Origin of the sequence: Thomasclavelia cocleata (assembly GCF_900102365.1) — a bacterium.
In the GTDB taxonomy this organism is placed as follows: domain Bacteria; phylum Bacillota_I; class Bacilli_A; order Erysipelotrichales; family Coprobacillaceae; genus Thomasclavelia; species Thomasclavelia cocleata.
On sequence record NZ_FOIN01000004.1, the window covers coordinates 97,687 to 110,747 of the forward strand.

9 protein-coding genes are annotated in these 13,061 nt (G+C 25.5%); 5 read left to right on the forward strand and 4 right to left on the reverse strand.

Translation table 11 applies throughout. The annotated features are described in order from the left end of the window. Positions 1-12 precede the first annotated feature (12 nt). Positions 13-738 (reverse strand): YaaA family protein, encoded by a 726-nt coding sequence (locus tag BMW96_RS03375; protein WP_092352509.1) that lies wholly within the window; start codon positions 736-738, stop codon positions 13-15. Positions 739-805: 67 nt separating this feature from the next. On the opposite strand from BMW96_RS03375, the gene BMW96_RS03380 reads away from it, so the two are divergent. Further along, the gene (locus BMW96_RS03380; RefSeq protein ID WP_092352511.1) at positions 806-1,813 is read left to right on the forward strand and encodes a nucleoid-associated protein; all 1,008 of its coding nucleotides are present in this window, start codon (positions 806-808) and stop codon (positions 1,811-1,813) included. A 24-nt stretch (positions 1,814-1,837) separates the two neighbouring features. Here BMW96_RS03380 and BMW96_RS03385 read toward each other — a convergent pair whose 3' ends face one another. The 3 genes from BMW96_RS03385 to BMW96_RS03395 all read right to left on the reverse strand — a co-directional run bounded on the left by BMW96_RS03385 (position 1,838) and on the right by BMW96_RS03395 (position 8,922). Then, positions 1,838-5,536, reverse strand: coding sequence for a UvrD-helicase domain-containing protein (locus BMW96_RS03385; RefSeq protein WP_092352513.1), 3,699 nt, complete (start codon positions 5,534-5,536; stop codon positions 1,838-1,840). Further along, positions 5,526-8,414: a PD-(D/E)XK nuclease family protein gene (locus BMW96_RS03390; protein WP_092352515.1), complete on the reverse strand. Its 2,889-nt coding sequence runs from the start codon at positions 8,412-8,414 to the stop codon at positions 5,526-5,528. The genes BMW96_RS03385 and BMW96_RS03390 overlap by 11 nt, the downstream gene beginning before the upstream one ends. Before the next feature lie 304 nt (positions 8,415-8,718). Next, positions 8,719-8,922, reverse strand: coding sequence for a cold-shock protein (locus BMW96_RS03395; protein WP_092352517.1), 204 nt, complete (start codon positions 8,920-8,922; stop codon positions 8,719-8,721). Positions 8,923-9,524: 602 nt separating this feature from the next. Here BMW96_RS03395 and BMW96_RS03400 point away from each other — a divergent pair. The 4 genes from BMW96_RS03400 to BMW96_RS14605 all read left to right on the forward strand — a co-directional run bounded on the left by BMW96_RS03400 (position 9,525) and on the right by BMW96_RS14605 (position 12,216). After that, a complete protein-coding gene (locus tag BMW96_RS03400; RefSeq protein WP_244881246.1) occupies positions 9,525-9,872 on the forward strand; it encodes a phenylpyruvate tautomerase MIF-related protein in 348 nt (115 codons plus the stop codon). A 195-nt stretch (positions 9,873-10,067) separates the two neighbouring features. Next, complete coding sequence (locus tag BMW96_RS03405) at positions 10,068-11,135, forward strand: WCX domain-containing protein (protein ID WP_092352521.1); 1,068 nt, start codon at positions 10,068-10,070, stop codon at positions 11,133-11,135. Positions 11,136-11,741: 606 nt separating this feature from the next. Beyond that, positions 11,742-12,011, forward strand: a complete 270-nt coding sequence (locus BMW96_RS03410) for a hypothetical protein (protein ID WP_244881247.1) — start codon at positions 11,742-11,744, stop codon at positions 12,009-12,011. Positions 12,012-12,090: 79 nt separating this feature from the next. Beyond that, positions 12,091-12,216 (forward strand): hypothetical protein, encoded by a 126-nt coding sequence (locus BMW96_RS14605; protein WP_257606854.1) that lies wholly within the window; start codon positions 12,091-12,093, stop codon positions 12,214-12,216. The last annotated feature ends 845 nt before the right edge of the window (positions 12,217-13,061 follow it).

The following is a 13,061-nucleotide window of genomic DNA, read 5'->3' on the forward strand; positions in this document are numbered from 1 at the left end:
TGCTATCTGTTTTTATAATTTTTTATACTGTTTTATAGCATCCCTGATAAATATGTAGTTATCATTAGTAGATAAATTATGATCATAATAATAATCATCAAAAGTAATCTTTTTTAATTCTTCTAATGAGACAATTTTATTTTTAACCATTATATCTAACATTTTTCCACGAGCTTGTTTAATATACATAGAATTACGAACTAGCTTACCAGCTTTATTCTCTACAAAGTCAATATTAATGAGGTTAGGATGATTAATCATTTTTGTAAATTCTTTTGATGCTAGAGAGATAAGATAATCTTCATCTTTGAAATATTTATCAACATCTTTTTGCCAAAAATCATATAAATTTAAATCAAATTTCATTATCATATCTAAACGATATGGAGTAATTCCAGTATTGTATTTTAAAATCCCATAATATGCAGACATAATATTTAAATATTTGTCTAAATAATCAAAATCTTCATTTTGATAAGAACTTAAATTAAGCTGCTTTAAAACAGTTCCTTGATAACAATAAATAGTAGGAGTCGAATCATAACTATCATGATAGTAGTTATAAACAGTTTCTGCCATTTTAAATGATATTTTCATATTGTCATGTAGTTCATTGATAGAATATCTTTTTAAATAGTTATGTAACTGTTTTGTCTTTTTCAAAAATAAAAGTTCTGTTTGTTCAATTTTAGCATATTTAGTTTTCATCACCTTTGCAGGTGCAATAATAATTTTCATTTCAATCACCAAGATTATTATACATTAATTTGTCAAAATATGATATACTTGTCGTGGTGATGAAAGAATGAATAATACAATTATAATTGATAAAATCCTAATCCACATGTTGGATTTAGAACATAGTAAAGTTGTTTACTCTGATACTTTTATAAATTTAACAGAAGGTACAACTGAATATTATGATAAAAAAATAGAGAAGTGTTTAGAAAATTCTGGAATTAAACAGTTAATTACAGGAAGTGAGCATCATTTATTACAAGCAGGTAAAAAAATGATTGAAAGTAATGACAGCTTTAAAGAAGAATCAATTAAAATAACTCAAGATATTTTTAATCTTTGTACAAAGATTGAAGAAATGCCAAATGCTAATCTGATGTTTGTTGAGTGCAAAGTAGATGGTAAAAAGTTTATTTTGATAATTAAGTTGAATTATAAAACAATGCCAATGAGTTTGATTGAAGAAAATGATGGTGTACGTAGTATTCGATTTATTAATCAACAAATCCTGCCTAATAAAACAACCGCTGTTGAAGAAGCAATTATTATTGATATTGAAGAAAATGTTTTATCAATTATCGAAAAAAGATTTATGATTGACGGAAAACCAGGATACTATTTAAATGAACAATATATTAAAGGAGAACCTAAATTAACTGATAAACAAAAAATGAGTATTGTTAATAAGGTGGTAAAAAAAGTAGATAGTGAATATGGAGTAATTGAAGGTGATCCATTACCAGTTGTAAAAAAGGAATTAGCTGAACTTGTAATGGAACATCGGCCTGTAAAACCAATGGAGTTAGCTAAAAAGGTTATGGGTAATGATTATAATGCAACTGAAGAGGTTGAGACAATTATGCGTGATTTAGGAATAGAAGATGATGATGAGATTGTTAATATACCTGTTTCATTGGACAGGATGTCACGCTGTAAATTAGTGTTGGATGATGATCGAATTATTGAATTAAGTGTAGAAGATTACTTGGAAGGTGTCGATATTTCCCGGGAAATGGATGAACGTGGCATGACAAAAATAACTTTAAAAAATATAAAAGATGTTGTTGTAAAATAATAGATACACAGGTTTACTGTGTATCTAAATAGTAATATATTTATTAATATGTAAATAATAAACAATAGCTTTGATATTAGCTTGAGGAAAAACTCGAGCTAATATTTTTTTATAATAATTCATTTGATCTTTGTGTAATGAAACTAATAATTCATCACAGGTAGAACTCTTAATATTATCGGTCTTATAATCAATGATAGTAATATCATTATCATTAATACAAACAACATCAAAAATCCCATGAATGATTTGCCCTTCATCTAACATTGAAAATTCTTTTTCTTTATATACAATTTTGGCATTACACATTAATGAATAAACTTCACTTGATAGAAAGTTTTTAAGATTCAGATAATATTTATCAATTATTTTCCATGCTTCTTGATCATATAGACCATATTTTTTTAATAGAGCTAAATTATCATCTAATCCAAGTTTTAAATCAAAGTTTTCAAGAACACTGTGGATAATAGTACCACGAGTTGCTCCATCAATATTAGAATCATCAAAATCATAACTTACATTATTAAAGGTACGATCTCCATCTTCAATTTTACGTGTAACAGCAATTGCTTTATCTAAATTAGATAAATATGGATATTTAAAATTGTTATAACGATTATAATTAACAAGATCAAGAGTCTTTTCTTTTTGATTGGTAATTAAAATCTGTTGTTCAATTTCTTTATGGGTATAGATTTTAATTGAAAATTTACTGTGTTTAGTATTTTCCTTAGTTAAATTTTTACTTTTATGAATCATGATTGTTTGGAAATTATGTTTAACTTCATTAATTATTTCATCTGAATTATCATTATCTAAAAGTTCCTTATTAATTCCTTGAGCAATAATATCATCATGACTCATTAAAGAAATACCTAACCAGTCTAAATAACTGTTTTGCCTTCTGGCATTATGATAGAGAATTACTTTATCATTACAACGAGGATTTACTATAGAATCTTCATTATTATTAATAACATAATTTTGCCATTTAATAATATCTTGGGGATCTTTAATTAATCCTGTTAAAATTAATTTTTGTGATGCTCTTGTTAAAGCAACATAAAATATTCTCATTTCTTCATTAATAGCTTCGTTTGTTTGATAACTGGCAATAATTTTTCGATATTTATTTTCATATTCACAAATAACATCTTGATAAGGCTCTAACTGTTGCTTTATTCGTGGTTTAATTGCAATACCTAGTTTTTTATCACTAATAATTCTTTCTCTAGCATCTTGCTGATTAAATTTATTTTGAAGATTAGAAACAAAGACAATTGGGAATTCCAATCCTTTTGATTTATGAATAGTCATGAAAGAAACAACATTATCATCATTGCTGGAAACCATGGCAGGAGAGAGATTTACACCATTGATCATCATCTTATTAAATTTTGTCACAATTGTATGTAAAGACTCATCTTTCATTTCATCCATTTTTTGTAATAATAACTCCAGGTTTGCTACTCTTTGTCTACCATTGACTAATGAAGCCAAAAAACTTAAATATTCACTATCTTGATAGAATTTATTTAGACTTTCTTTAACTGAATGAAAATTAAAATATTCACGCATTTGATGATAATAATTAATGAATTTCTCTAATGATTGATAGTTAGGCTGTTTTGTTTCAATATAATTTAAAACATTATCGTAGATAGAAACATTTTCATCTGTTCTGATTTTTGCTAACATATTTTCATCAAAGCAGCTAATAACATAATTCCCTTTTAAGAGGCTAGTAAAAGCAATATCATCTAAATGATTATCAAAGGCTTTTAAGACATTTATAATACTAATTATTTCTGAAGCTTGTAAAAATCCTTGTGATAAAACAATATGACTTGGAATATTGTAACGTGAAAAGATTTTTTTGAAAGCAATAAAACTACGAGTGTTACGCATTAATACTACAATATCTTTATAGTTAGCTTTTCTTTTAGTCTTATCAAAATTATCAAGTTCTAGATGACCAACAATTTCCTGGATTTTTTTAGCTACTATTTTAGCTTCTAATTCAGCATCACTGGAACTTGTTTTTGTCTGATATGATAAAAGAACTTCACTTGTAAAACGTTCTTCTTCTTCAAGGCGTTTAGAGGCTTTTAATGTCACATCTGTTAAATCTTCTAATTCTTTTGCGCCTTCTTTTCTTAAAAAGTCATAATTTAATTTGGCACTATCATCTAAATAATAGTCGAGTCCTCCGATATTAACATCCATGATTTGATTAAATATATAATTGACACAATCTAAAACTATTTTATTAGAACGGTAATTAAATTTTAAATCAATTCTTTTAGTATTAGGAAGATGATTAAAGGTAAGATATTTTTCATTAAATATTTCGGGATCAGCCTCTCTAAAACGATAGATTGACTGTTTCATATCGCCTACCATAAAACGATTAATTTTCGGCTCTTTAAAATCGGCGATTTTATTAATTAATGTTTCTTGGATTTGATTGGTATCTTGATATTCATCAATCATTATTTCTTTTAATTGATTATAAAGCAGGTTTGCAATTCCATATTGTGGCTGTAGTAATTTTAAAGCATTAGCTTCTAAATCATTAAAATCTATAAGATTATGATCTCGTTTATACTGATTATATGCTTGTTTATACTCTTCAAGATATTTAATAAGTTTTTCTAAGGGTTCTATAGAAGTTGATAATACCAATTTAAACTCTTCGATATCTTCATAAACAAGATCTTTAAATTTATCTTTATAAAATTTAATAACATTATTTTTTAAACGATTATATTCAGCTTTATACTCTTCATTATTTTCGTTAAAAAGACCTCTACTATCATAACTTTTTGTTAAAGCAGCATTACTTGTACTAATAATTTTTTCCATATCTTTACTATCAATTGCATTTATAACCTCATGATAATATTTAAGATGGCAATCAAACGGGCTTGGTAAATCTGCTTTTTTTGGTTTACTATTATCAAAAGGATTTTGATAATAAAATGTTAGGTTGTGATCACGAGCAAAATTTGCTAATTCATAAACTTTGTTTAAACCCATTGTAGCTTGAATTTTTAATAATTCGATAATTTTTTGATTAATTGGCCAAGAAGTTAATGATGAGTTATCACCGTTAATGATATGGTTATAGATGGAAATTTTAATTTCATTAAGATAATTATTAAAATCATATATTGTATTACTTAGGTTTTCAAATTTAAAAATAGCATTTTTGAAACTATTAAAATAGTATTCAGGAAAATATGTACTTATAAATTCAACAAATGATGAATCTTTTACCCATGTTTGAATACAGTAATCAAGGATCTGATGTTTAATTATAGTGGGATCAGTACAAATATCAAATTTACTATTAATATTGATAAGATAACCATATTGCTTTAGTAAAGTACTACAAAAGCCATGAAAATTAGTAATATAAGCCTTGGGTAGCAATTGTTGTTGTTTTAATAAGTGTTGTTCTAATTGCTGGTTAATATCTTCTTGCAGGCGCTGTTGTAATGCAACTTGAAGTCGTTGTTTCATTTCTAAAGCAGCAGCATTAGTAAAAGTTAGAACAAGAAGTTGATCAACATTGTAATGTTCTTCTTCAATCAAGGCCATAATGCGGTTAACTAAAATTTTCGTTTTTCCAGAACCGGCAGGTGCAGAAACTAAAATAGAACAATTACGAGTTACAACTGCTTCAAATTGTCCGTCATTCAATGAATTAATCGGCATTATTTACATCCTCCTTAATTAGATATTCAAGATTATTATTATCAACTAGCGTATGTTCGTTATAAAAGACATCATAATTACATAAACTCTGATATTTACAATAAGTACAAGGGTTTATTTTATTATGAGTAGTAGTATCATCACTTCCTTTAGGATTAATACTGATTTTTCCTGACAGAATTTCTTGATATAGCTTTTCAATGTGTTTATTAACATAAGCTAAAAGTCTTTCAAAAGAATAACTACTTAAAATATTTCCTTTATAACAATCGTCCTTTTTGACAAATTTAGCTTTAATAATTGAAGATTCCTTATCTATTTGATTATCAATTTCTTCAATAACTTCTTCATTTACATATCCGTTCATTTTATACAGTTTAAAGAAATTATTTGCACTTTCTGTTTCATTTATTTTCATTGTGCTAGCTAAAATTCTTTTTTTGGTATTAAAATATAATAGGGCTCCTTTTTCTAATTTCATTTGATTTGTTAGGGTATCTAAATATAACAATATTTGAATGTTAAATCCTTGAATAGCTAAAGAAATATCTAGGTCTTTATTGCTGGATTTATAGTCTATGATTTTTAAATACTTATCATATTGATCAACACGATCAACAATTCCACTAAATTTGAAATTAGAATAATCACGTTTAACTTCAACTTCATTTCCAATAATTTTAAAATCTGTAATCTTCATTTGATTAATTAAAACAATTACTGTATTTAAAAGATCTTGTTTAATCATTGTAATAATAAAATTATTAGTTCCATAGTTTAATCGTTCATTTAATTCATTAAGATTAATATATTCATCAACATATTGATCAACGAGTTGATTTATTTGACTGAAATCTACATTCATAGCAGTTTTATTATCACAAAATAATGTTTTAGTTTTTTCTAAAACATAGTGTACAATAGTACCGATTTCATTTGTTTGAAAAGTGGGATCTTTAAATGGATAGATTTTTATGCCATACTGATTAAAATATTTATAGGAACAAGCATTGTAAGTTTCTAATTTACTTGGTGAAAGATGAGATGAAAATAGAGATTGTGTTAGATTATTAGGTTGATTATTTGTCTGTTTATAGTGATTGATCATATTATTTAAGAATTTATAATTAGGATCTTTACCACCTAAAAGATATAGTTTATCTTTTAAACTGTAATGTAAATAATCATTGCTGATATCAATGCTGGTGAAATTAAACATTGTTTTTAATTGATTATATAGAGAAGATTTTAATAATGGCTGTCCATCAATTGTTGCATTACTAAAGCATATTGCAATAAAATTCATATTACTATTTAATACTTTTAAAATACTGTTTTGATTTAAAGCAATCTGGTGATTTAAATCAGGTAAATTTAAGATTCGATAATCATGATCTAATAAGATACCAGTATCTTTAGTTTGAACAGGGACAATTGTTTCATTTACACCAACTAGATATATGTAAGAACATTCAAGGATTCCACTATAACATTGATTATAGTTTAATAGGTATAGATGATCATTATATATTTTTTTATCTTCTTTTAAAATTGGTTTTAATTTTGTGACAAGGTTATAAAATTCTTTAATTGTAAAGAATTGCTCACCACGAAGATTCTTAAAAAAGTTAATTAAAGTAGTCTGATTTTGATTATAAATAATCTCATTATTAATGAAATTTATCATCATATCACTAAATTCTGTTAATATATGACAATTACTTATATCATATTTATCTATAAAAGGATTTTTAATATATCCAGTTTCTATATATCTTTTTTTAATCATATCTAAGTAATTATAATCTATAAAACCATTAATTATTTTAGTATCTAGTAAATCAAGTAAATCATTATCATCATTATTACAACAATATTTAAGCCATAATAAACATGCATCCATTTCCTTAAAAACTAAGGTTTTTTTAATATTATGTGGAATATTAAAATTATTCAATGTTTCAATTAAAAGATCTAGATACTCTTGATTTGGATAGTAAATTGCAAAATCATGATAATGTTTGTTTTTGTCAACAATATTTTGATAAATATTTAAAACTACACTTTCAATTTGAGCTTTTGGAGTAGTTTGAATTAAACTATGTAATGGTGAATTTGATAGATATTTAGGTGATTGAAGTGAAAAAAGATAGGTATTTAAATGCTTAAGAAAAGGATGATTAAAATCAGTATAATAATCATTTTTATGGAATCTTTTAAATGGGGTATTTAAATTTCTTGAATCATCATAATCATTGATCAAGATAGTAATATCATTAAATTTTGCTAATTTATTGATGAATTGAAAACGTAGTTGATAAAATATTTTATCTGTTATAAAGATATAATGATTGTTTGATAAATTTTCATCAATTTGATCAAATAAAATATCTTCATATTGATAGCATTTATGTTGTGGGATATTTTTATTTAGTGATTGATATAAATTTATAATAGCTGTTATTTTTTCTTTTGAGGCAGATGGTAAATTTATTTGTGAATATTCAATTTGCTCTAAATGAAATAAATCAAAAATTTCTATTAATTCATAAATAAGTTCCATTTTATTATCTGTATTAAAAAGATTATTTGAAGATTCAATTAAATTCTTAATAATTAATATTTTTTCTAATCTTGTTAATTCTTCATATTGATACAGATGATAAAAACGTAATATTTTTTTTAATAAATCTTGATAACGAATTATTTGGATATTAAATAAAGTATCAGTATACTTGAAAAAAGCTTCTTCAAAAAATAATGGATCATCAACAATAAAAATATAATTAATAAAAGGGGTTTTCTTAGCTGTTTTAATCGTTTCAGTGATTGTATTTTTAATTTTTAAACTATATTCTAAACCGCAGTATGTTTTCATAAAATAACCTCCATCAGGATACATTCTATCATATATGTAGTAATTATGCTTTAATAAAGCTGGATAGAATTTCTAAAGTTATTTACAAAAAGAAATAAAAGAAGATCAATATTAATACTGCTACTAAAATATTATACTTTAGTAGTTAAATTATTATGATGAGTACAGGTATGAATTGTATTTATAGTTGTTCTATTGAAGAATTTATATTTTGTTGTATAGTATAATCAGTTTAATAGATAAATAAAAATAAGTTTTAGGTAAAAATAAAAAGAAACCCAAGAGGGTTTCTCTAACTCAAAAATTATTTAACTGTAACGTTTTGAGCTTGTGGTCCACGATCAGTTTCATTGATTTCAAAATCAACAACTTGACCTTCTTCTAAAGTTTTGAAACCTTCAGCATTGATAGCTGAGAAATGTACGAAGATATCTTTTCCATCTTCATCATTAGTAATGAATCCAAAACCTTTTTCTTGATTAAACCATTTTACTTTACCTGTACTCATTAAATGGTACCTCCTTGAAAGATGTGCAAAAAGGAAATACTCTATGTAACTCTAAATCACAAATATAGGATTGCGGCGGTACATAAAGGAATACAATCTTCTAATACTTGTGATACTTTGAAAATTATATTGCTACTTTTGCTCTTCTATATTACCATATTTTTTTTAATAAATCAAATTGTTTAGTAAGCGCATTAATAATTTTTTATAATATAATTGTTTTAAGTTTAATAAAATATGAAAAAGTATTTTGAAAATTCAAAAAAAGCTTAAAATGCTTATTTATTATCTTAAAAATTTATCTGGGTTTATTTAATAGACAGACAAAATACAAAAGAATTTTTATATGTCAAATTTATTTATAAATATGTATTGAATAAGGCAGATGTACATAAAATAGTAAAAGGATATATGGTGAGATGTTGGCATAGAAATATACTTAGGTAAAAAGCAAAGAATTTTGGAGTATATAATCAAGCTATATTTAGATGATATATTACTAATAGACAATAATTTTAAGAAAATATCGAAACTTAAAATAATTGGTGTTAACATCATCATAAAAACATGTTAGAATATAATAAACTAATTAAAAGGAGGAAATGAATATGCCGTTCATTTCATTTACAACAAATCACAAATTAACACTTAGACAAGAAAATGAGATTGCAAAAAGAACTGGAGAGCTGATAACTATACTTCCAGGTAAAAAAGAAGAAAACTTAATGCTTCACATGGAAGATAATCAAATTATGTATTTTAGAGGTGAAGATATTCCTTGTATGATGGTAGCTATTAAATTATATAAATCAATAGATTTTGATGCTAAAAAGAAATTTACTGAAGAATTAATAAAAATGATTAAAGAAACTACTAATATTGAGCCTAATGATATTTATGTTTCTTTTGATGAGTATCAAACCTGGGGAAAGCAAGGGACACTTTTTTAATGAAAACTATTAGGATTTAATGAAATATAGTTTAGTTTATTTGGAAATGAGAGTCGATTTTTGACTCTTTTTTTGTTTTTAGTAAAAATATTAGATAATTATTTTTTAATGTACCAAATAATTAATGTATATACTTATTTGAGATTTTACATATTTAAATAGATAAAGTAAAATTAGGGTAATGGAGGAAAATGTATGGGAGATATTAGCAATGGTACAAGAATTTTGTTAACTGAATATCTTTTAAAAAGATTAACTGATGAAAATCATGCTCTTTCTAGAGAAGAACTAATTTCTAAGATTAGTGAATTAGGAACTACTATATCTAGTAATACGATTAAAGCAGATATAGAGTCAATAAAGGCATTTAATGATATTATTAAAGAATATCAAGATACTTTATTATATCCTTATAAAACAAATGTAAGTTGTAGTGTTGATTACACAACTAAACAGAAAAAAGGAGCATTTGTTGAAAAAACATATTATAGTGATATAGAATTAATTATATTGACTAGATTATTAAAAAAATGTTTAAGCTTAGATGATAGCAGTAATTCTAAATTAATTGAAAAGGTTTTATCAGATACTTCTTTACATAAAATAAATCAATATCATTTATTAGATAATTTAAATGATGAAAATGAACAAATACAAATACTATCTTGTTTAGAAAAAATTATTAATGCAATAAATAACTATGCTTGTATTTCATTTAAACGTTTGGATTATGTTGTCAATGATAATGAATTAAAAGAAGCTGTGGCTGGTAAAGTTATTATGATGTATCCAACTAATATTGATATTATTAATAATCAAATTTATGTGGTTGGTTATCATATCAATAATGGAGAGGATCTGGAGTTAGAATATTATCGAATTAATCGTATTACAGAGTTAAGAGTGGTACGTACTCCTAAATATGTACAAAAAAGAATTGCGCCATTTAAAAATCAAGTTTGGCAATCTAATGATCCTCTTGGTGTATCGAAAGATGTTGTAATAAATGTACAAATAAGAGTATATGCAGTTAATAGTAATAAGGTATTTGAGCTTTTACATGATCGTTTTAAGGATAGTGTATTTATAGTGAATCAATTTCATCAATTTATAGATATATCAATTGAAAATGTTATATATGATGATGATCTTGTAAAATGGTTTTTACAGTTAGCAAATTATATTGAAGTATTTAAACCGTTAGAATTAAGAGATAAAATAAAAGAAGAAATACGTCAAATGAACATGATGTATCGTAGTTAGAGCATGAATTTAAAAAGGGCTGTAACGAGTGAATAACTCATTTTAGTTTCAAAAAATGAAAAACACGGGTAACCGTGTTTTTTTGGTAGTGTGTTGGGCATGGATTCAGTTGGAGATAAACTAACTACAGGTAGTTACCGCCAAGTGTAGTGAACCACAAGCCGTTGATAGTGATGTCATGGGTGAAGGAAGTGGTGTAGCAATTCTTTTGAGCGTACGAACAGAAACTTGATGAGGCTAAATAGTGGATTAGGTTGTTACACAAGCCGAAGTCCAAAAGGTAAACGTAAAACCAAGGCAGTAAATCAAGATGTTGTGAAAGAAATAGGACGCATGTCTTGTCGTATAGACGTGGAAGTCTAGTAAACTTTAAAAACAGTGATAGTACCCTTGATGGAAAAAGGTTTACCATAAGAAGTTAGATGAAAGTCATAGTAGGTAGAAATACTGAGGGACAGAAACGTTTATAGAGTGCAAATCACCATAAGCAATGTTTAGATAGTCTGAATACTAGGATGTGGCCTGGAACTATGAAACGCAATCATAGATGGTAAAGGCAGTTGGGATGGTTCCAAGTAGATTTACAAGTAGAGGAAGAGTAGCAATATGGAATTAATGGAAAGGATTTTAAGTAAAGAGAATTTACAAATGGCAATCAAAAAGGTCAAACAGAACAAAGGAGCACCAGGAGTGGATAAGATGACAGTGCAAGAGATTGAATACTGGTTTGAACAATATCAGGAAGAATTAATGAGTTCAATGATAATGGACAAGAAATATCGACCAATGTCCGTTAAAAGAGTCTATATATCTAAACCAAATGGAAAACAAAGACCATTAGGAATTCCAACAGTAGTAGACTGTGTTATTCAATAGGCTATGGCACAAGTTCTAAATACAATCTATGAGCTGATATTTAGTGAGCACAGTCTATGGATTTTAGGGAGAAACTGGTGTGAAATTGAAAATATATATGATAGCAATAGGACAAAACATCAGGAAATATCACCGCAGGAAAATAGAAAATAAGAAAAAGATGGAGAAATTATTGTCATTATTAAAACTAAAGAACCAGTTTTAAAAAAAGGGGAGCATTTTTTTAGTGCGTTAAAAATTCGTAAAAGTTGTTCACAATGAAATAACTCCTATGAATCTTTTTGTATGAAAAGGATTAATAAAAGAAAAAGAGCTGAACGCTCTAAATAATTGATAAAAATTACTTATTCGTTACAGCCTCTTTTATTTTTAAAGTTAAAAATAATAATAGAGGAAATTTAATCTTTTTAAGTATTTATTAATGGAGTATGTTATATATATTAATTAAAATTGTTATATAAATAGTAGAGGTATGCCATTTTTATTTATAAATAAATTGTGAAAAGAATGTATGGAAATATGTATTTTTGTAATTACCAACTGATAGTTTATTTAAAATTTAAATATACAAAAATGCTCTGAAATAAATTTTAATATTTAAAAAGCAGGAAAGAAAAAATCCGATTTTATCAACAGTATGAGTTATTTATAACTTACCTGTTTTTATAAGGAAAATCAGTCTTTGAAAAGTTATAACTTATGTATGCTAATATACAAAGTTTAAGAATTTTTCATCAACTATTTTATTACAGATTAATATGGAAATTATAGTTTTTTCAAATACATTTATATATAGTGTTACAAAGTATATTATTAAATTATGTTAAGATTACTTGATAAAGATATCAAACTTATTAATACATTTACATATTTTAAATTTAAGATTGTCATTATCACAAAAATAATACATTTTTATTAATGTAAAAAAACTCTCACATTGTCAACTTTTATCATTTCTGATATAATAGAATCACAATATTTCTATTTTTCTCATTTCTGGTGACTCAGTAGCATTTGAAAGAGGAAAGTGCAGGTTTGTCCAGGTAACTT